13 protein-coding genes, 2 tRNA genes and 3 rRNA genes are annotated in these 22,080 nt (G+C 42.5%); 13 read left to right on the top strand and 5 right to left on the bottom strand.

Annotation, left to right across the window (positions count from 1 at the left end; genetic code table 11):
- Positions 1 to 3: 3 nt before the first annotated feature.
- The 5 genes from trpS to AC3IRX_RS08305 form a co-directional block, all read right to left on the bottom strand.
- Positions 4 to 972, bottom strand: coding sequence for a tryptophan--tRNA ligase (gene trpS, locus AC3IRX_RS08285; RefSeq protein ID WP_489209623.1), 969 nt, complete (start codon positions 970 to 972; stop codon positions 4 to 6).
- A gap of 58 nt (positions 973 to 1,030) precedes the next feature.
- Positions 1,031 to 1,678, bottom strand: coding sequence for a lipoprotein signal peptidase (locus AC3IRX_RS08290; RefSeq protein WP_459082549.1), 648 nt, complete (start codon positions 1,676 to 1,678; stop codon positions 1,031 to 1,033).
- Positions 1,679 to 1,741: 63 nt separating this feature from the next.
- Entirely contained in the window at positions 1,742 to 2,122 is a 381-nt protein-coding gene (locus tag AC3IRX_RS08295; RefSeq protein ID WP_459082547.1) for a TraR/DksA family transcriptional regulator, read from the bottom strand.
- Between the two features lie 56 nt (positions 2,123 to 2,178).
- Positions 2,179 to 5,574, bottom strand: a complete 3,396-nt coding sequence (ileS, locus tag AC3IRX_RS08300; protein ID WP_489209625.1) for an isoleucine--tRNA ligase — start codon at positions 5,572 to 5,574, stop codon at positions 2,179 to 2,181.
- Positions 5,575 to 5,639: 65 nt separating this feature from the next.
- Positions 5,640 to 6,152, bottom strand: a complete 513-nt coding sequence (locus AC3IRX_RS08305; RefSeq protein WP_489209627.1) for a DUF2062 domain-containing protein — start codon at positions 6,150 to 6,152, stop codon at positions 5,640 to 5,642.
- 180 nt (positions 6,153 to 6,332) lie between these two features.
- Between AC3IRX_RS08305 and topA the strand changes: the two genes are divergently transcribed.
- The 13 genes from topA (at position 6,333) to rrf (ending at position 22,018) form a co-directional block, all read left to right on the top strand.
- Positions 6,333 to 8,927, top strand: coding sequence for a type I DNA topoisomerase (gene topA / locus AC3IRX_RS08310; RefSeq protein WP_489209629.1), 2,595 nt, complete (start codon positions 6,333 to 6,335; stop codon positions 8,925 to 8,927).
- Between the two features lie 79 nt (positions 8,928 to 9,006).
- Positions 9,007 to 10,095 (top strand): arginase family protein, encoded by a 1,089-nt coding sequence (locus tag AC3IRX_RS08315; protein WP_489209631.1) that lies wholly within the window; start codon positions 9,007 to 9,009, stop codon positions 10,093 to 10,095.
- A gap of 292 nt (positions 10,096 to 10,387) precedes the next feature.
- Positions 10,388 to 11,155, top strand: coding sequence for a polyprenyl diphosphate synthase (gene uppS, locus AC3IRX_RS08320; protein WP_489209633.1), 768 nt, complete (start codon positions 10,388 to 10,390; stop codon positions 11,153 to 11,155).
- Between the two features lie 15 nt (positions 11,156 to 11,170).
- On the top strand, positions 11,171 to 13,723 hold the full coding sequence (locus AC3IRX_RS08325) for a BamA/OMP85 family outer membrane protein (RefSeq protein WP_489209635.1): 2,553 nt from the start codon (positions 11,171 to 11,173) through the stop codon (positions 13,721 to 13,723).
- Between the two features lie 211 nt (positions 13,724 to 13,934).
- Positions 13,935 to 14,435 (top strand): OmpH/Skp family outer membrane protein, encoded by a 501-nt coding sequence (locus AC3IRX_RS08330; protein WP_489209637.1) that lies wholly within the window; start codon positions 13,935 to 13,937, stop codon positions 14,433 to 14,435.
- 60 nt (positions 14,436 to 14,495) lie between these two features.
- Positions 14,496 to 14,978: an acyl-CoA thioesterase gene (locus AC3IRX_RS08335; RefSeq protein WP_489209638.1), complete on the top strand. Its 483-nt coding sequence runs from the start codon at positions 14,496 to 14,498 to the stop codon at positions 14,976 to 14,978.
- Positions 14,971 to 15,849 carry a dTDP-4-dehydrorhamnose reductase gene (rfbD, locus tag AC3IRX_RS08340; protein WP_489209640.1) on the top strand — a complete coding sequence of 293 codons (879 nt, stop codon included), beginning with the start codon at positions 14,971 to 14,973 and terminating at the stop codon, positions 15,847 to 15,849. Before AC3IRX_RS08335 ends, rfbD begins: the two co-directional genes overlap by 8 nt.
- The gene (locus tag AC3IRX_RS08345; RefSeq protein WP_489209641.1) at positions 15,846 to 16,523 is read left to right on the top strand and encodes a hypothetical protein; all 678 of its coding nucleotides are present in this window, start codon (positions 15,846 to 15,848) and stop codon (positions 16,521 to 16,523) included. Before rfbD ends, AC3IRX_RS08345 begins: the two co-directional genes overlap by 4 nt.
- A gap of 530 nt (positions 16,524 to 17,053) precedes the next feature.
- Positions 17,054 to 18,570, top strand: a 16S ribosomal RNA gene (locus AC3IRX_RS08350).
- 160 nt (positions 18,571 to 18,730) lie between these two features.
- Positions 18,731 to 18,804: transfer RNA gene (locus AC3IRX_RS08355), tRNA-Ile, on the top strand.
- Positions 18,805 to 18,817: 13 nt separating this feature from the next.
- Positions 18,818 to 18,891, top strand: a tRNA-Ala gene (locus tag AC3IRX_RS08360).
- A 162-nt stretch (positions 18,892 to 19,053) separates the two neighbouring features.
- Positions 19,054 to 21,800, top strand: a 23S ribosomal RNA gene (locus tag AC3IRX_RS08365).
- A 110-nt stretch (positions 21,801 to 21,910) separates the two neighbouring features.
- Positions 21,911 to 22,018, top strand: a 5S ribosomal RNA gene (gene rrf, locus AC3IRX_RS08370).
- The 16S, 23S and 5S rRNA genes sit together here with 2 tRNA genes alongside, the layout of an rRNA operon.
- Positions 22,019 to 22,080: the final 62 nt, after the last annotated feature.

Consider the following 22,080-nt stretch of genomic DNA (forward strand, 5'->3'; position numbering starts at 1 on the left):
TGGCTATACGCCTAAACTTTCTCGAACTCTTTGCAGCGTTTGGTTTGCCACTGCTTTTGTTTTTTCAGCTCCTTTCAAAAGGATTTCATCTAATTCTTCTAGGTGATTCATGTAATAATGAAACTTTTCTCGTTCTTGCTCGTAGGTAGTAAGGATAAGATTTAAAAGTTCTTTCTTCGCGTGACCATAGCCGTAATTCCCTGCAAGGTATTTTGCGCGGAGATCGTCGCTCTGCTCTTTTGTCGCAATCAATTCGTATATCGCAAAGACTTTGTCTGTGTTTGGATCCTTAGGATCTTCGAGCGGCGTAGAGTCCGTCTCAATGGACATGATTTGCTTTTTCAGCTCTTTTTCTGGTAAGAAGATGTTGATGATGTTTCCTCTAGATTTTGACATTTTATGTCCGTCTGTTCCCGGAACATACTTTGTGTTTTCTTGTAGTTCCGCTTTAGGAAGAACAAAGACCTCTCCCATTTGATTGTTAAATCTTGCGCCCATATCCCGAGCCATCTCCAAATGCTGTAATTGGTCTTTTCCTACGGGAACAATTTCTGCATCGTAAAGTAATATATCAGCCGCCATTAATACAGGATAGGTGAAGAGTCCGACGTTGACATCTTGTACTCGATCCGCTTTGTCTTTGAACGAATGAGCTAGAGTGAGTCTTTGGTAAGGAAAAAAGCAGGATAGGTGCCAAGCGAGTTCCGTCGCTTGAGGTACATCACTTTGGCGGTAAAAATGGGTCCGGTTGGGATCAAGTCCACAGGCAAGCCATGCCGCTGCGATTTCGTAGGTATTTTGGCGAAGAACTTCCGCGTCTTTAATAAACGTTAGGGAGTGCAAATTCGCAATAAAAAGGAAAGAGTCGTTTTGTGGGTTTTTCGAGAGTTCAATTGCAGGGAAAATCGCACCCAAAAGATTGCCTAAATGGGGGGTTCCTGTCGCTTGAATTCCAGTGAGTATTCTTGACATTTTATTATTTATTCAAAGGGACTAAAATCGTAAAAATAGTTAGTTAGGGAGTGATTCCCTAGAAATCCATTCCGTTTGGAAATGCTTTTTTACGGAAGGTTAACAAAAGTAGTGCACCAAGGGTAATGGCGGAATCGGCCACATTGAAAATGTATTTAAAAAATTCAATCTGTTTTCCTCCAATCAGCGGCCAGCTTTCGGGAACGTGCCAATCGACAAGGGGAAAGTGAAACATATCCACGACACACCCTTTCATGAAGGATGAATATCCTTGTCCAAAAGGTACGGTTTCAGAGACGCCTCCGTAATCAATCCATCTCTCAATGCTAGTGTCGTATACCGTACCGCTGTCGAAGATCATTCCGTAGAACATTCCGTCGATTAAGTTTCCGATTGCACCTGCAAAAATCATTGCCATCGGGATCAGTAGATAATTGGAATTCATTCCCTGTTTGATCCACTTACTAAAGAGATAGACCATACCTCCGATTAAGAAGAGACGTACAATGACGAGAAAGTATTTCCCAAGGAGTCCTCCAAAGTGGAACCCGTAGGCCATACCCGGATTTTCTACAAAGGTAATTCGAAACCATTCGAGTCCTAGTACGGGACTGCTTTCTCCGAGTTGGAAATTAGTTTTGATATAAAACTTTGAAACTTGGTCAATGACCAAAATAATCAAAGTGATCAGAGCGATTTTTTTCATAATGAGATTGAATGCGTATTTCTGTAAAACCTGGAAATAGTCCAGGTTTTTACAGAATAAAATTTAGCGCTGCATGTTTTTCGCTTCAATACTCAATGTAGCATGCGGTACCGCTCTTAAGCGATCTTTTGGAATTAATTTTCCAGTCACACGGCATACCCCGTAGGTTTTGTTTTCAATACGAATCAGGGCGTGCTTTAAATCACGGATGAATTTTTCTTGACGTCCGGCCAGAATTGCATTCTGCTCCTTGCTTAAGGTTTCCGCTCCCTCTTCAAATGCTTTGAAGGTAGGAGAGGTGTCATCCGTCCCGTTATTTTGATCGTTGATAAAGCTCTCATTGATAAGTCCTAAGTCTTTTTCTGCTTTATTTATTTTTGCGACAATGAGTTCTTTGAATTCTTTCAAATCTGCATCGCTGTAGCGTTGTCTTTCTTCTGCCATGGTTGCTTGATTTTTTTGTTAATAGGATGTTCTTTCTAAAAGACATCCAGCAATTATCATTTTAATTTTTCCACTTCAACTTGAAATTGAATTTCGTCGATTTCAATTTGCTCAAAAATTGAGAGTGAATTTACAAATTCTATTTTATCCGACAATACTTCGGCGGAAATATATTCTGAGTTCGCCTGAAGCTCACTCGTGAAAGGGCCGTCGGCTTTTAATTTTACAGAAATTCTGTCTGTAAGATCAAAGTTTTTGTCCTTTCTGATGTTCTGAATACGGTTAATGAACTCCCTAGCGATGCCTTCGGCCTTCAACTGCTCTGTTAGGGTTAAGTCTAGAGCGACTGTTAGTTTCGCATCACTTGTAACGGTCCAGCCCGGAATGTCTTTAGTCGAGATTTCCACGTCCTCAAGGTTGATTTCGTATCCTGAAACTAGAGTTTTTCCTTCTGCCTCAAGGGTCTGAATCTGCGCAGAGGTGAAATCTTGAATCTCTTGTCCTACCTTTTTCATATCCTTTCCTAATTTAGGGCCTAAGGTTTTGAAATTAGGTTTAATTTGTTTGACAATGAGTTCTCCTGCCTCCTTCGGATCGATAAGTTCAAGCTCTTTGACGTTTACTTCCTGTTTGATTAGGTCGCTTACGGCTAAGATTTGTGATTTTGTTTTCGAATCCAAAACAGGAATCATCACCTTGGTTAGCGGTTGACGCACCTTTATGTTTTCCTTCTTACGAAGGGAGAACACCATTGAGGTAATGTTTTGCGCCAAATGCGTTTTTTCCACTAGATCCTGTTCCACTAAACTCGCATCGTATACTGGGAAATCGGTAAGGTGAATAGACTGCGCCTCATTTTTCCCTGTGACCTTGTTGAGGTCACGGTAAAGTCTGTCCATAAAGAAAGGAGAGATAGGAGCCGATAATTTAGCCACTGTTTCAAGACAGGTATAAAGGGTTTGGTACGCTGAGATTTTATCGTTTGAATACTCACCTTTCCAGAAGCGACGACGGCAAAGTCTTACATACCAATTGCTTAAGTTGTCGTTGACAAACGTATTGATTGCACGCGCCACTTTGGTCGGTTCGTAATCTTCGTAATAGGACTTCACGTCTTTGATAAGAAGGTGAAGTTCGGATAAGATCCATCGATCAATCTCGGGACGGTCTGTGATTTCCTGTTCGCTATACTGAAATTTGTCTACATTGGCATAGAGAGCAAAGAAGGAGTAGGTATTGTAAAGAGTTCCAAAGAACTTACGTTTTACTTCTTCAATTCCTTGAGGGTCGAATTTCAGGTTTTCCCAAGGGTTTGCATTAGAGATCATGTACCAACGCGTTGCATCGGGACCGAAATCTTCTAACGTTTTAAAAGGATCAACTCCATTGCCTAAACGTTTAGACATTTTTTGACCGTTTTTGTCAAGTACGAGTCCGTTAGAGACCACATTTTTATAGGCCACACTATCAAAGACAGCCGTGGAAATAGCGTGAAGCGTATAGAACCAACCTCGGGTTTGGTCCACTCCTTCTGCTATGAAATCGGCAGGGAATGCTTTTCTTTCGTCGATAAGCTCCCGGTTTTCAAAAGGGTAGTGCAATTGCGCGTACGGCATAGAACCTGAGTCAAACCAAACGTCAATCAGATCGCTTTCCCTTTTCATAGGGCTTCCACTGTCGGAAACGAGTGTAATTTGATCCACGTAATTTTTATGAAGATCTACTTTCAGGTAATTTTCTTCACTCATATCCCCAGGAACAAATTGACCAAGCGGATTCTCATTCATGAACCCTGCAGCAACTGATTTGTCTATCTCCTGCTTTAGCTCCTCAATGGAACCGATGATTTTTTCTTCTTTGGAATCCTCCGTTCTCCAGATAGGTAGAGGAATGCCCCAATAGCGAGATCGCGAAAGGTTCCAATCGTTCACGTTTTCTAACCAGTTCGCGAAACGTCCTTCTCCTGTACTTTTGGGTTTCCAATTGATTTGTGTATTTAATTCGACTAGACGCTCTTTCACGGCTGTCATTTTTACAAACCAAGAATCGAGTGGATAGTAGAGTACCGGTTTATCCGTTCTCCAACAGTGTGGGTAACTGTGGGTATATTTTTCTACTTTGAACGCTTTGTTTTCTGTCTTAAGTAAAATGGCAAGTTCCACGTCCCAAGATTTTTCGGGTGCCTGGTTTTCATCGTAATACTCATTCTTAATGTATTTGCCTGCAAAAGCTTCAGGGACTTTTCCTCCTTTTACAAAACGGCCTTGCAAATCCACTAGAGGAACTAAATTGTCGTTTGTATCTCGAATAAGCATCGGAGGGATTCCATTTTGTTTTGCGACACGGCTATCGTCCGCACCAAAGGTAGGTGCGATATGCACGATTCCGGTACCGTCTTCCGTGGTCACAAAATCACCTTCAATCACTCGAAAGGCATCTTGAGGATCGTTTGCGGGAAGGAACCAAGGGATGAGCTGCTCATAGCTCGTTCCAAGTAGGTCTTTTCCTTTGAATTCTGCCGAAATATGGAACGGGATGAGTTTGTCCTCACTCTTGTAGGCTTCAAGTTCTTCTAAAGAAGATTCCTTGAATTTTTTGCCCAAGTTTTTGGCAAGCAGTGATTTTGCCACAATAACCGTAAGGGGTTCGAAGGTATATTGATTAAAGGTTTTGACTAGCAAATAATCGATCTCCTTTCCTACGGCTAACGCTGTGTTCGAAGGGAGTGTCCAAGGAGTGGTCGTCCAGGCCAGGATGTCGATCGGAGTCTCTTTTTGTAAATGGGAGAGACTTTCGCTCAGCTGCTTTACTCGGAACTGAGCCACAATCGTGGTGTCGGAGACATCCCTATAGGTTCCCGGTTGATTTAATTCATGGGAAGAAAGCCCCGTTCCTGCTTTAGGCGAATAGGGTTGAATGGTGTATCCTTTGTAAAGTAAGTCCTTGGAATAGATGTTTTTAAGTAACCACCAAACCGTTTCCATGTATTTAGAGGTGTACGTGATATAAGGATCCTCCAAATCGACCCAATAGCCGATTTTTTGAGTCAAATCATTCCATACATCCGTATAGCGCATTACCGCTTTGCGACAAGCCTCGTTGTAGTCTTCTACTGAGATTTTGACGCCAATATCTTCTTTGGTAATTCCAAGTTCTTTTTCTACTCCAAGTTCAATCGGAAGTCCATGGGTATCCCATCCTGCTTTTCGAAAGACTTTTTTGCCATTTTGCGTTTGAAAGCGGCAGAATATATCTTTGATGGTTCTAGCCATGACATGGTGAATGCCGGGCATCCCATTGGCGGAGGGAGGTCCTTCGTAAAATACAAATTCGGGCTGTCCGTCACGAATTTCAACCGATTTTTTGAACGTTTGCTCCTGGTCCCATGATTCTAAAATTCCACTCGCGATGGAAGATAAATCAAGATTTTTATATTCGTTAAACTTCTTCATTGTCAATATTATCTGCATTGAATTTAAGTGTGCGAATATAAGGAATTTTAGTGAAATTTTAAGAGCTATAGGTTTGGTTTTTTGAGGGAAGCTTTCGGGTTTGTTTTTGGATTAAATTTTAGAATGAGAAAATAAGAAAGTAGCCCAAGGACAAGAGACATAAGAGTGGCAAGAATCAAACTTCCCACCGCGTATTGAAGTAGATGCTGTTTGGCCACTTCGATGCTAAGTTCAAACAAATCAAAGCTTTTGGTGGACCCCACGAAAGGAGCCCCAATCAGCATAGACAAATACAAGATTAAGGGAATGGCAGGAGGGATTGTAATTTGAGAAGAAATGAAAGTAAGGGTTTTGTTTCTTTTTAAGAGTGTACTAAGGCTAAGGGCAAGTACTGTGTGCAGTCCCCAAAAAGGAGAAAAGCCAATGAATACTCCCAAGGCGATGGACTGCGCTTTGTTTTTCGCACTGCCTTCGCTTTGAAGAATGTTTTCCTTCAAAAAGCGCCGTAAGCCTTTCTTTCTAAAATAACGATAGAAGACTTTCTGGCTTTGAATTGTACTGGTGATGAAATTTCTCAATTTTCGCCGTATTGGTACTGCGAATTTAGGAGTTTTAGGACATTTTACTCCAAAATAAAGTGGGAAAAGCATCTTTTCTTATGGAAATTAGGGTGCCCAAGTGTCAACTTGAAGGGCAATTGTCTAGTGAAAAACGGACAAATGTAAAAAAAACTCTACTTTTGCAAAAAATAATTGAGGATGTCAAAGAATTTAGTGATTGTCGAATCCCCAGCGAAAGCAAAAACCATTCAAAAGTATCTTGGTAGTGATTTTGAGGTGAAATCCAGTTTTGGACACATTAGAGATCTGCCTAAGAAAGGGATGGGCATTGACCTTGAAACCTTTACTCCCGATTACGAAGTGTCCCCAGACAAGAAAAAAATTGTAAGCGAATTAAAAGCGGCAGTAAAAAAAGCACAGATTGTTTGGCTCGCTTCGGATGAGGACCGCGAAGGAGAAGCGATTGCGTGGCATCTTGCGCAAGAACTAAAATTAAAAAGTGAAAATACAAGACGAATTGTCTTTCATGAAATTACAAAAAATGCGATTCTAAAAGCGGTGGAAAACCCAAGATCCATTGATCAAAATCTTGTAAACGCACAGCAGGCACGACGCGTGTTAGATAGAATTGTAGGATTTGAAATGTCCCCTGTTCTTTGGAAGAAAGTCAAAACGGGACTTTCTGCAGGACGTGTTCAGTCCGTTGCCGTACGATTAGTTGTAGAGAGGGAAAAAGAAATACGGGAATTTAATTCCGCCTCTTCTTATAAGGTGAGTGCGAATTTCTTAACCAAAGAAAAAGCAGATTTGCCTGCAAAGCTAAAAGGGGATTTTAAAAGCGAAGAACTTGCCTCTGAATTTCTAGAGAAAGCAAAAGGAAGTGAATTCAAAGTGCTTAATGTAGAAAAGAAACCAGGGACCCGCTCGGCCTCTGCTCCGTTCACCACTTCAACCCTTCAGCAGGAAGCTTCTTCTCGACTAGGGTACAATGTGACCTCGACCATGCGTCTCGCTCAAAGGCTATACGAAGAAGGATTTATCACCTACATGAGAACGGACAGTGTGAATCTATCGCAAGAAGCAATAAACGGGGCGAAAGCTCAAATTATATCCGAATTTGGAGAGGAGTATTCGAATCCTAGAAACTACACAACCAAATCGGCCTCTGCTCAAGAAGCTCACGAGGCGATTCGTCCTACGGACTTTTCTCTTAAAAGCATAGGAGATGCACAACTCAATAAATTATACCAATTAATTTATCGCAGGACACTTGCCTCGCAAATGTCAAATGCGAAAATTGAGAAAACAGTTATTGAAATTGGGGCTGTGAACGTGACCCCCCATTTTGAAGCACAAGGAGAAGTAATCGTGTTCGAAGGCTTTTTAAAAGCGTATGGAATTAACAAAAACGAGGATGAGGACGAAGACACGAATGATAAAATCCTTCCGCGAGTAAACATTGGAGAGATTCTTTCCTACACACAAATTGCGGCCACTCAAAAATATACAAAACCTTCTGCGCGCTATACGGAAGCCGCTTTGGTTCGGAAATTAGAAGAACTTGGCATTGGTCGACCCTCTACTTATGCGCCGACGATTCAGACGATTCAAAACCGTGAATATGTCGACAAGAGAGAAATAGAACCGATGGAAAGAGAGGCCGTAAGGCTCACTCTTGAAAAAGAAATTGTTCGTGAAGTCCTCGTAGAGAAATACGGTGGAGATCGCAATAAATTTATTCCGACCGATATCGGCGAAGTGGTCAATGAATTTTTGACTCAAAACTTCGCGGAAATTCTGGATTATGGCTTTACCGCGAAAGTGGAACGAGAGTTTGACGAAATTGCCGACGGACAAAAACCTTGGCAAACGATGATGGGGGAATTCTATAAGTTTTTCCATCCCAGAATTGAGAATGTAGAGGAAACGGCAGAACGCGCCACAGGAGAACGAAAATTAGGAGACGATCCAAAAACAGGCAAACCGATTTACGCGCGAATGGGGCGTTACGGAGCGATGATTCAAATTGGGGAATCGGACGACGAAGAGAAACCGACGTTTGCAAGTTTGATGGCAAATCAAAACATAGCCACCATTACTCTTGAAGAGGCCTTAGAGCTATTCAAGCTTCCGTTCTCTCTTCAACCGGTTGAAGGGAAAGAAGTAAGTGTAGCGGTAGGCCGATTCGGTCCTTATGTGAAATGGGGAGATACCTTTATAAGTATACCCAAAGGAGAAGATCCTTTGAGCATCGATCAGAAAAGAGCTACAGAGCTCATTGAGGAGAAAAAAATTGCAGATGCGCCCGTTTCCACCTACAAAGGTGAACCTGTCACCAAAGGCAAAGGACGTTTTGGCCCCTTCTTAAAGTACAAGGATCTGTATGTAAATGTACCCAAAAAGTATGATTTTGAGAATCTATCAAAAGACGATATCGAGGAATTAATTGCCGCAAAACTAGAAAAGGAGGCCAATCGCTATGTACAGCAGTGGCAAGACGAGAAAATCGCAATTGAAAACGGAAGGTGGGGCGCTTTTATTAAGTTCGGTAAAGCAAACTTCAAGATCCCAAAGAACGATGAGGGCGAAAAATATTCTCAAGAAGAATTAAAAGAAGTAGATCTCGAGCAAGTGAAGAAATGGATCACCGAACAAGATCCAAGTGCATTCAAAGCTAAGAAAGCGGCCGCGAAGAAGCCGGCGGCAAAGAAACCCGCCGCCAAAAAGGCAGCTCCTAAAAAAGCGGCGGCAAAGAAACCTTCCGCAGCGAAAGGAGGTACAAAAACAAAATAAGAAGAAAAACTAAACCTAGCCTTCAGAGCCAAAGCTCTGAGGGTTTTTACTAAAATTTCGACTTCGATCATTGCATGCTATGAATTACCAAGATTTTATTGCCGCACCTGGGGAAATTAGAACCAAAAAATGGCAATTAGGAAGCCTTTTTCAAAATGAACTCGTTCAAGGAGGAATTGCCTTACTCTTCGTCTCAGATTACCGGGGGGCAGGACGAAAAGCGCATGCCCGTGATTTTCATTTTTTAAGAAAAGAGCTATTTCAGCTCTCATCGCATGATTTTCAAGTTCCCATGTACGATTTTGGGGATTTAATTTCAGGAAAATCAAGCGAGGATACTAGCTATGTTTTGCAAGAAGTTTTATCCGCTTGCCATTATAATAAAACCATTCCCATTGTGATTGGGGGGAGTAGTGATTTGAGTTTTTCGCTCTACAGTGCACTTGATTTTCATCAAAAGGAGATTTCCTATTCGCAAATTTCAAACTATATCTCGCTTGAGAACGAAGAGGATACGATAAACGAAAGGAATTTTCTAAGTCGGATTTTCGCATCCAAGCACTTCGAAATCAAAAATTATCATCATTTAGGCTACCAAAAGCATTTAAGTCAATTAGACAGCATCAGCCTTTTAAAAGAAGTGGATTTTCAAGAAGTTAGACTAGCGGAGATGATGAACGGGATGGAATCGATCGAACCGTATTTGCGAAGTTCAGATCTAGTGACCTTAAACTGTGATGCGGTCGAGAGTTTTAGTACGCCGTTCTCTATTCACCCACAGGTGAATGGATTGAACCGCCGCGAAGTGTGCGCCTTAATGAAGGAAGTAGGACTATCTCAGAATCTCAAAAGCGTAGGGCTGTTCAATTTGGAACTAGATTCCCAAAGCGAGTTAAATCTTCAATTGGCTGCGCAAATGATTTGGTATTTGATTGAAGGGATCAACATTCAGTCCTCTCATCCTAAAAATCGCAGTTACGAGACGTTTTGGGTGCTTACGCCGCAAGGTGAGTATGCGTTCCATCGCGATACGTTCTCCTCACTTTGGTATTTTGGAAATGCGGAAGAAATGCAAAGCAATTTAGCCTGCTCTCAGAAAGATTATGACCTAGCGAAACGAGGAGAGCTAAGCCCTCGACTCGTTCGGTTTTTGAATGAGCTTACCTAAGATCGGAAGCGTAAAATCTTCCTTAGCACGAAGTAAATAATTCCCTTGTGATTTTAAAGCCTCAAAATGAGGTCAATTTTATAAGAATTTAGTCTAATTTAACTATCTATTAAGAATTTCGTTAATGTAAAATTGTTTTATATTTGCACAAATTTGGAATTGGACTCTAAAGACCCTTTCAAAGGAAAACTAGTAATTTGAAGATGAGTCTAGGAATAAAATCCTTTATTGAATTAGGATTTCCAAGATAGGTATAGATTTAAGCAATAGATTGCAGGCCTGTAGAAGTAATATGAAGAGTTATAAAGACGAACTAAATCTGAATAAACTACCAAAACACGTAGCCATTATCATGGATGGTAACGGAAGGTGGGCAAAACAGCGCGGTGAGCAGCGTACCTTTGGACACCAAAGTGCGGTTCGAGCAGTTCGTGATGCAATAAACGCATGCAATGAAATTGGGATTCCCTACCTAACTCTCTACACCTTTTCCTCTGAAAATTGGAATCGTCCGAAGTCTGAGGTGAACAGTCTGATGAATCTTTTGTCAGAAACCCTTCTATTAGAAGCGGAAAACATATATACAAAAGGGCTAAGGCTTCATGTGATTGGAGAAATTGAGAAATTGCCCGATCTCGTGAGAGATCAATTGGAAACCATGATGGAGTTGACCAAAGAGAGCAATAATGGCAATCTTATTCTTGCCTTAAGCTATGGGTCACAGAAAGAAATTTTAAACGCCGTTCAAGCGATAAGTGAAAAGGTTAAAAAGGGGGAATTGAATTCCAGTGAAATTACAGAGGCCGTTTTTGAGGACCATTTGTATACGCGCTCGTTTCCTGCAGTAGACCTTTTGATACGAACCAGTGGCGAGGTTCGAATTAGTAATTTTCTGTTGTGGCAAATTGCCTATGCAGAACTTCAGTTTTTAGATATTTTTTGGCCCGACTTTGATCGAGAAGCCTTCTTTAAATGCATTTTGGATTACCAATGCAAAGAAAGAAGATACGGAAAGATCAGCGAACAGCTAGAAAGCGAAAATAAAAGAGATATAGATTAGACTTAGATTATAAAGATGAGATTAAAATTCATACCCATCATCATGTTTGCGGCTTCGGCCTATTTTTATGGCCAAGAAACGCCGCCCACCAGCGGTTCGCAGGAGCAAAATGCTGCGGTAGCCGAGCAAGACCAACAGGGAGTGTATTTCCTGAAGGATATCGTGATTGACGGTGTAAAAAAATACTCCCCTGCTCAGATTCTGCGTTTTACAGGCCTCAATAAGAATGAGAAAGTAGAAATTCCAGGACAGCGAATCAGTTCCGCAATCAAAAGACTCTGGGAGCAGAATATTTTCTCTGTCGTAGAAGTCTATGTGGAGAATATCGAGGGAGAACAAGTGGTTCTTCGATTCAAGCTTGAAGACCTAAAAGAACTTGGGGAAGTTAAGTTTGAAGGAAAAGGGGTTACCAAGTCTAAGCAAGAAAAATTTGTAAAGGACTACAACTTGAAACCGGGAACGAAAATCACTAGTGATTTGGTTTCCTCCATCAAATCAAAAATTCCATTGGAATATGTAGGCAAGGGATATGCCGATGCGAAATTGACGATTGAGGACAAAGTCAATGCAAGCGATCCCGAACTTGTCGACTGGACCATCGAGGTGGACAGAGGTCGTCGTATCAAAATTGCCCACATTGAATTTGAGGGCAACGATAGTGTTTCCGATGCAAAATTAAGAAAGAAAGGGTTTAAAGAAACCAAGCAAAAACGTTTTGGAATCGGCGGTATCTTGAAGTCTTCTAAATTCATCAAGGAAAAGTACGAGGAAGACAAAGTAAATCTAATCAACTACTACCAATCCTTAGGGTTTAGAGATGCGCAAATCGTGTCCGACTCGGTTTGGAGAAATCCGAAAAATGACATTGAAGTCAATGTAAAACTAAACGAAGGGAAAAAATATTACATTGGGGATATTTCGTTCCTAGGCAATACTACGTATTCCACAGAGGTATTAGAAAAACTCCTTGGATACAAAAGCGGTGACATCTATGATGCGGTCGGATTTAATAAGAAAGTGGGCGAAGACGGCGGTGCGGAAGACGACACCGACATCAAGTCCCTTTATTTAAATAATGGATATTTATTCTCCCAGGTTGTACCGGTAGAGAAATCGGTTGTCGGAGATTCCATTAATTTAGAAATCCGAATTAACGAGGGCGAGAAAGCTTCTTGGAACCGAGTGACCTGGTCGGGTAACACAACCACTCATGACCACGTAATTTTAAGAGCACTGGAAACCAAGCCGGGCGATTTGTTCTCTAAATCTATGATTAAAAGAACCTATTTCACACTTGCTGGACTTCCTTATTTTGACCCACAACAGTTAGGTCAAAACATATCTCCCAACCCACAAGATAACTCTGTGGATATGCATTGGACGGTGGTAGAGAAAGGTTCATCCCAAGTGCAGTTGCAAGCAGGGTATGGAGGGAACTCCTTTATTGGAACTCTTGGATTAACTTTCAATAACTTCTCTCTTAGAAACTTCCTCCGATTTAAAGAATTTAAACCTGTACCGCAAGGGGATGGACAAACTTTCTCGGTGCAAGCACAAGCCGGACAGTATTTCCAGAATTATGGAATTAGCTTCACGGAGCCTTGGCTATTTGGAAGTAAACCTACGGCATTGTCTGTAGGAGTTAATTACTCGAAAGTAAATTATACCGATTCCTTCGGTATGGATCAGAAATTAGGTATTTTCTCTGCAAATGCGGGACTAAATAGAAGACTTAGCTGGCCAGACGATTGGTTCTCTTTATACACAGGAGTACAGTTCCAGTCTTATAATTTTGAAAACTATCCATTCCAGTTCGGGGAAACCACCGAATACTATGGTAATGCGAAGAACTTCACGTTCAATATTGGACTTACTAGAAATTCTGCCGGTTTTGACCCTATCTTCCCTACGACGGGATCCAATATAGAGGCGACTGTGAAATTTACACCGCCGTACTCTTTGTTAAGTGATAAAGATTACTCAAACATGTCTCCGGTTGAAAAATACCAATGGATGGAGTTCTATAAAGTGAAATTGAAAGCAGATACCTACAATACGGTGATCGGGAAACTGGTTTTACGTAGTACAGCGGAAATGGGCTTTATGAACGGATACAATAAAGAATTAGGCCCACCTCCATTTGAACGTTTTTACGTGGGAGGGACTGGACTTTTTGGAGGAAGATTTGATGGGCGTGAGTTAATTCCACTTCGTGGATATGAAAACGCTTCGACTACCGGATATACTCCTTCGTCTCCGTACGACATTACTCCTTACGGAGGGGCGACTATTTATAGCCGATTGTCCGCGGAACTCCGCTATCCAATTTCCTTAAACCAAACTGCAAAGATCTATGCACTTGGATTTGTGGAAGGAGGGAACGCATGGAATTCATGGGGTACTTTTAATCCGTTCCAGCTTAAGCGCTCTGCTGGGGTAGGAATCCGGGTTTATATGGGTGCCTTTGGTTTGATTGGATTTGACTTCGCCTATGGATTTGATTCGCCGATTGGTACAAGCGAACCTTCTGGATGGCAGACTCACTTCCTAATGAATCAGTCTCTGTAGCAATGCGTTACGATTTGAAGGAGGGGCAAGGCATAGTTCTTGTTTATAGAGCATAGGACTCTTAAAAAGTATCCTAATAAAAATGAAAATTAATTAGTAAAAATTATTAGATTTGCGATCTGATTTGCCGGGAATTTAACTTTTAGGCAATCGTACAATCTAAAATCAGTAGAAGTAAACAACAACAATTAAAATAATTTAACGACCTATTATGAAAAAACTAAGTGTATTATTTGCGGCCGTAATGATGGTAATGTCTGTAGGGGTAGCAAAAGCTCAGAAGATAGCTTCATTAGATGTAGCAGCAGTTTTAAATTTAATGCCAGAGAAGAAGAAAGCAGATGATCAATTACTAGCACTTCGTAACTCTAAAGGAGCTGAGCTAGAAAAGCAAGCGAAAGCAGCAGACGATCTTTTTGAAAAATACAGCAAAGAAGCGCCGACGCAAACTCAACAGATTAACGAGCAACGTAACCAAGAGCTCGCTAAATTAAGAGGAAACCTAGAGCAATTGCAACAAGCAGCTCAGAAGGATTTAATGGATAAAACCAACGTCGCGTACGCTCCAATTGAGAAAAAGTTCAACGATGCCGTAACGAAAGTAGCCAAAGCCAACGGATGGGAATTCATCTTTGATGCAAATAACTCAGGTCTGATCTACAAAGCAGGAGCGGATGCAACTGCGCTCGTTAGAAAAGAGCTAGGACTATAATTTCTAATTATTAAAACACAAAACCATCCTTTATAAGGGTGGTTTTTTTATTTTTGTCAAATGATAAACGAGATTTCAAGCAGTGTAAAGGTTCGCTTCTCCGACTGTGACCCCATCGGGCATTTAAATAATGTCAAGTATTTAGAGTACATGCTCAATGCAAGAGAGGACCACGTAGAAGAATTCTACGGCTTTACCTACGAACAATATATGAAGCAAACAGGTTGTACCTGGATTGCAATACAAAATGAGATTGCCTATTTGAAAGAGGTGAAATACAATTCAAAAGTTGTGATTTCCAGCAAAACGATAGAGGTGCGAGATCGAATCTCTAAAGTGGAGATCCTCATGAAGAGTGAGGATGGGCAAACCATTCATAGCGTTTTATGGATTACAGTGATTTACTTTAACCTTAAAACACGAAAATCGCAGGTTCATCCACCGGAGACGAGTGAGCTTTTTCACAAGTATTTGGTAGATTTACCCCAAAAGGATTTTCAGTCAAGAACCGAATTCTTACGAAAACAAAATAAGCATGCATAATAAAAGGAAAAAAATACTGGTTGCTGGAGGACGTGGACAGCTAGGTCAATGTTTAGAAAAGCTTTCTGCGCAGTATGAACTAGAGTACAAGTTCAAGTTCTGCAGTTCCAATGAACTTGATATTACAAACAGTTCGAGTATCGAGGAGGTATTTGAGGATTTTAAGCCTCACTACTGTATTAATGCGGCTGCCTACACGGCCGTAGATTTAGCGGAAAGCGAAGGGGAGAGAGCTTTTTTAATCAATGCTCAGGGAGTTGAAAATCTTGCCTTTGCTTGCAAAGAGTATGGAGTAGAGCTTATTCACATCTCAACGGATTATGTTTTTGATGGGGATACTAACCTCTCCTACGAGGAAGACAACTTCACGAGTCCACTTGGAGTCTATGGAGCTTCCAAACGAGAAGGAGAAATCCTGGCGCTTGAAGCCAACCCCCGAACTGTAATCCTGCGTACTTCCTGGCTCTACTCCGAGTTTAGTAAGAATTTTGTGACGACCATGCTAAATCTTTTTGAACAAAAGAAAGAACTAGGGATTGTACACGATCAGTTTGGACAGCCCACAAATGCCAATGATTTAGCCCAGGCGATCCTGGATATTATTTCTCATCGAGAAAAAGTCTATGGGATTTTCCATTTTTCCAATTATCCGGAAACTACATGGTTTGAATTTGCTTCGAAGATTGCACAGCTCTCGAAGAGTGAGATCCAGCTTAATCGTATTGATACCTCAAATTATCCCACTCCGGCTCCGAGACCAAAACGCAGCACCATGGCACTGGATAAGATTGAGAAGGTGTATGGCATTGAACCGAAATACTGGGACGTAAGTTTAGAAGAGACTGTTGAATTATTAACCACGAAAGAATGATAAAGAAGTCCCTCTTACTTAGTTTATTCTTAGGCGTTCAATTGGGGTTTGCTCAGCAAGTCACTTTGAGCAAGGCTGAGAAAATTAGTGATCGAACGGATAAGTTCCTATATAAAGTAGATTCCTCTGAGAAAGAGAAAGTCTATTTAGGCGAGTTGGAAATTCAAGAGTATGCAATGAGCGAAACGGATCTCTTTGATAAGATCTATAAGAAGGCAAAAAGCATCGGAGCAAATGCCTTTGAACTGAAATCCTTGGAGACGATCGATCAGAGTCCCTATAAGCTTAATAGGTCTCATTATTATTTGAATCTATATGAAGTGGCAAAAAAGCCGGTGCGAGACAATAAGGTCTATTTGATTTCCTCCTATGACAAGCCTATCAAAGTTAGGATCAATAATAAAGTCGTGGTCCTAGAACCTAAATCTTATATAGAATCGGAATTAGTGCCAGGTGATATGCAAAGTATTTCCGTTGGTAGGCTCTTAGGTTCCAAAATTAATCTCTCCTATAAAGAGGGGCAGCCGGTTCAATACTTCCTTATTTTGCCTGCAGGTGTTCGGGCCAATCATGCAAGTTCAGAAGGAGGACTTAATTTTAAATCGGGAGATATAGTAAATGTAGAAAGATCGTTCGCAGAATTTCTTACTACTATTTACCCGAAACAAAATTAATTTTCTCTTTTGAGAAGCTGGGGAAAATAGAATTTGGAGGACTTTGCGATTTTACGTTTTATACCCTAGAATCTCGATTTGTTGCCTGCTGGAGAAAGGCTCCAAAAAAGAAGGCAAAAATGCTGAAATTTTTCTCACTCAATTTCAAAAGGTTAGCACTTTCGTTAACAAATAATTCAAATATAATTTGGAGCACAAGGAAAAACCCCTATCTTTGCAATCCGAAATCGAAAGAACGTAGGAGCGCAGAAGTAAACGAGAAGGAAGATGTAGAAGGAGATAGAGGTTAGGAGTTTGGTTTTATTAGGCCCGTCAGGGATTAAGAAAAACTTTTTAAAAAAAACTTCCAAAACATTTTGTCAAGTAAAAAAAAGTTTATACTTTTGCACTCGCAAATCAGATGAAACGACAGAAGTAATTTGAGTAGCGAGAGGAATAGAAGATCATTGAAAATACAATAACAACAACCAAGTAAGGAAAAAATATAAAACCAAAGCGAAGTCAAAACTTTGAGTAGGTCAAACAAACATACAATGGAGAGTTTGATCCTGGCTCAGGATGAACGCTAGCGGGAGGCCTAACACATGCAAGCCGAGCGGTAGAATATCTTCGGATATTTGAGAGCGGCGTACGGGTGAGGAACACGTGTGCAACCTGCCTTTATCTGGGAGATAGCCTTTCGAAAGAAAGATTAATATCCCATAATATATTGAATGGCATCATTTAATATTGAAAGCTCCGGCGGATAGAGATGGGCACGCGCAAGATTAGATAGTTGGTGAGGTAACGGCTCACCAAGTCTACGATCTTTAGGGGGCCTGAGAGGGTGATCCCCCACACTGGTACTGAGACACGGACCAGACTCCTACGGGAGGCAGCAGTGAGGAATATTGGACAATGGGTGAAAGCCTGATCCAGCCATCCCGCGTGAAGGATTAAGGTCCTATGGATTGTAAACTTCTTTTATACAGGGATAAACCTCTCCTCGTGAGGAGAGCTGAAGGTACTGTATGAATAAGCACCGGCTAACTCCGTGCCAGCAGCCGCGGTAATACGGAGGGTGCAAGCGTTATCCGGATTTATTGGGTTTAAAGGGTCCGTAGGCGGACCGGTAAGTCAGTGGTGAAATCCTACAGCTCAACTGTAGAACTGCCATTGATACTGTCGGTCTTGAGTGTAGTTGAGGTAGCTGGAATGAGTAGTGTAGCGGTGAAATGCATAGATATTACTCGGAACACCAATTGCGAAGGCAGGTTACCAAGTTACAACTGACGCTGATGGACGAAAGCGTGGGGAGCGAACAGGATTAGATACCCTGGTAGTCCACGCTGTAAACGATGCTAACTCGTTTTTGGATTTTCGGATTCAGAGACCAAGCGAAAGTGATAAGTTAGCCACCTGGGGAGTACGTTCGCAAGAATGAAACTCAAAGGAATTGACGGGGGCCCGCACAAGCGGTGGATTATGTGGTTTAATTCGATGATACGCGAGGAACCTTACCAAGACTTAAATGGGAATTGACAGATTTAGAAATAGATCCTTCTTCGGACAATTTTCAAGGTGCTGCATGGTTGTCGTCAGCTCGTGCCGTGAGGTGTTAGGTTAAGTCCTGCAACGAGCGCAACCCCTGTCACTAGTTGCTAACATTTAGTTGAGGACTCTAGTGAGACTGCCTACGCAAGTAGAGAGGAAGGTGGGGATGACGTCAAATCATCACGGCCCTTACGTCTTGGGCCACACACGTAATACAATGGCCGGTACAGAGGGCAGCTACACTGCGAAGTGATGCGAATCTCGAAAGCCGGTCTCAGTTCGGATTGGAGTCTGCAACTCGACTCTATGAAGCTGGAATCGCTAGTAATCGCGCATCAGCCATGGCGCGGTGAATACGTTCCCGGGCCTTGTACACACCGCCCGTCAAGCCATGGAAGTTTGGGGTACCTGAAGTCGGTGACCGTAATAGGAGCTGCCTAGGGTAAAACAAGTAACTAGGGCTAAGTCGTAACAAGGTAGCCGTACCGGAAGGTGCGGCTGGAACATCTCATTTTAGAGACAGTACGTCAGAAAAATAATTTTAGAGTACTTACTCAAAAGTTTTCGCTTTGGTTTTTTTTAATTATTTGGTTGTTATTATTTTATTCATAAACCCCTAGGATTAGTATCAGGGAACAGAGAGATTAAGAGGCCTTTTGGTTTCTTTATAATGAAGTCTCGTAGCTCAGCTGGTTAGAGCGCTACACTGATAATGTAGAGGTCGGCAGTTCGAGCCTGCCCGAGACTACTAATTTAAGAAGGGGGAATTAGCTCAGCTGGCTAGAGCGCCTGCCTTGCACGCAGGAGGTCAAGGGTTCGACTCCCTTATTCTCCACGGTTTTTGAGACCGAGTTTAAAAGTTACGATTGGAGCCAAAAACAACAATTGTGTACTCGGACACTCAAGAAAGCGAAATAGATCATTGACATTAACGGTAAAGACATCACAAAGAGAAAACCGAGCACTTTTGAGTGCTTTAGGAAACTAAAAAAATAGGAAAGAAATCGTTAAGGGCGTATGGCGGATGCCTAGGCTTTCAGAGGCGAAGAAGGACGTGGTAAGCTGCGAAAAGCTGCGGGGATTGGCACACACGAATTGATCCGCAGATGTCCGAATGGGGCAACCCAATACATTGAAGATGTATTACTGCGTAAGCAGAGCAAACCCGGAGAACTGAAACATCTAAGTACCCGGAGGAAAAGAAATCGAAGAGATTCCGTAAGTAGTGGCGAGCGAACGCGGATTAGCCCAAAAGTTTTTATATGTTTAATAGAACGCTTTGGAAAGAGCGGCCATAGAGGGTGATAGCCCCGTATATGAAAGGCATATTTAAATGATAAATGAGTAAGGCGGGACACGAGAAATCCTGTCTGAATATGGGGGGACCATCCTCCAAGGCTAAATACTCCTGAAAGACCGATAGTGAACAAGTACTGTGAAGGAAAGGTGAAAAGCACTTCGAATAGAAGGGTGAAAGAGAACCTGAAACCGTACGCCTACAAGCGGTCGGAGCTCACAAGTTGAGTGACGGCGTGCCTTTTGCATAATGAGCCTACGAGTTAATTTTACTAGCGAGGTTAAGGACTTAAGGTCCGGAGCCGAAGCGAAAGCGAGTCTGAATAGGGCGCATAGTTAGTAGGATTAGACGCGAAACCTTGTGATCTACCCATGGGCAGGTTGAAGCTTTGGTAACACAAAGTGGAGGACCGAACCGGTTGACGTTGAAAAGTCTTCGGATGACCTGTGGGTAGGGGTGAAAGGCCAATCAAACTGGGAGATAGCTCGTACTCCCCGAAATGCATTTAGGTGCAGCGTTGATTTTAGTTTATTAGAGGTAGAGCTACTGATTGGATGCGGGGGTTTCATCGCCTACCAATTCCTGACAAACTCCGAATGCTAATAAATGATGATCAGCAGTGAGGGCATGGGTGCTAAGGTCCATGTCCGAGAGGGAAAGAACCCGGACCAACAGCTAAGGTCCCCAAATATATGCTAAGTTGAAATAACGCGGTTGGACTGCATTGACAGCTAGGATGTTGGCTTGGAAGCAGCCATTCATTTAAAGAGTGCGTAACAGCTCACTAGTCGAGCGGTCCGGCATGGATAATAATCGGGCATAAGCATATTACCGAAGCTATGGCAGTATTTATACTGGGTAGGGGAGCATTCTATCGGCGTTGAAGCAGTACTGCGAGGTATTGTGGAGCTTATAGAAAAGAAAATGTAGGCATAAGTAACGATAATGCAGGCGAGAAACCTGCACACCGAAAGACTAAGGGTTCCTCAGCCATGCTAATCAGCTGAGGGTTAGTCGGGACCTAACGCGAACCCGAAAGGGGTAGTGGATGGACAATGGGTTAATATTCCCATACTTGCTCACACTAAAAAGGGGACGGAGTGCCGTACCTGCTGGAGACTGACGGAATAGTCAAGGCCTAGCCTTCGGGCGAAGCTGCTGCAGGGAAAGTGCTTCCAAGAAAAGCCGAAGTGAAGCAACCCGTACCAAAACCGACACAGGTAGTCGAGGAGAGAATCCTAAGGTGCTCGAGTGAGTCGTGGCTAAGGAACTAGGCAAAATAGTCTCGTAACTTCGGAAGAAGGGACGCCTCCCTCAGGGGAGGCCTCAGTAAAGAGGCCCAGGCGACTGTTTATCAAAAACACAGGACTCTGCTAAATCGAAAGATGCTGTATAGGGTCTGACACCTGCCCGGTGCTGGAAGGTTAAGGAAGGAAGTTAGCGTAAGCGAAGCTTTTAACTGAAGCCCCAGTAAACGGCGGCCGTAACTATAACGGTCCTAAGGTAGCGAAATTCCTTGTCGGGTAAGTTCCGACCTGCACGAATGGTGTAACGATCTGGGCACTGTCTCAGCCACGAGCTCGGTGAAATTGTAGTATCGGTGAAGATGCCGATTACCCGCAATGGGACGAAAAGACCCTGTGAACCTTTACTATAACTTCGTATTGACTTTGAGTAAGCAATGTGTAGGATAGGTGGGAGACTTTGAAGCTGGCACGCTAGTGTCGGTGGAGTCATTGTTGAAATACCACCCTTTGCTTACTTGGAGCCTAACTTCGAAAGAAGGACACTGCGTGGTGGGTAGTTTGACTGGGGTGGTCGCCTCCAAAAGAGTAACGGAGGCTTTCAAAGGTACCCTCAGCACGCTTGGTAACCGTGCGTAGAGTGTAATGGCATAAGGGTGCTTGACTGTGAGACCTACAAGTCGATCAGGTGCGAAAGCAGGACATAGTGATCCGGTGGTTCCGTATGGAAGGGCCATCGCTCATAGGATAAAAGGTACTCCGGGGATAACAGGCTAGTCTCCCCCAAGAGCTCACATCGACGGGGAGGTTCGGCACCTCGATGTCGGCTCGTCACATCCTGGGGCTGGAGAAGGTCCCAAGGGTTGGGCTGTTCGCCCATTAAAGTGGCACGCGAGCTGGGTTCAGAACGTCGTGAGACAGTTCGGTCTCTATCTATTGCGGGCGTTAGATGTTTGAGAGGGCTTGAATCTAGTACGAGAGGACCGATTTGAACAAACCTCTGGTGTATCTGTTGTGCCGCCAGGCGCACCGCAGAGTAGCTACGTTTGGTACGGATAAGCACTGAAAGCATATAAGTGCGAAACCTGCCTCAAGATGAGACATCTTTTAAGGGTCGTTGGAGATGACGACGTTGATAGGCTACAGGTGTAAAGCTGGCAACAGCATAGCCGAGTAGTACTAATTACCCGTAGATTTATAGCCTATTTGGTCACTCAAAAGTGCAAGAAAGGTTTTTTCTTTGTGAGCGTTTTTATCGCTTTAATAAGGCTGACTTCATTTATCACACATAAATGGAGACAACCTACAATATTTAGGGTGGTTTTAGCAGAGGGGCTCACCTGTTCCCATTCCGAACACAGAAGTTAAGCCCTCTAGCGCCGATGGTACTGCTAACGCGGGAGAGTAGGTCGCCGCCAGTTTTTTTTTTTGAATCTTCAATCACATTGTGATTGGGGATTTTTTTATGCCCTTACTTCTCGAA

The organism is Epilithonimonas sp. KH_059 (genome assembly GCF_057838485.1).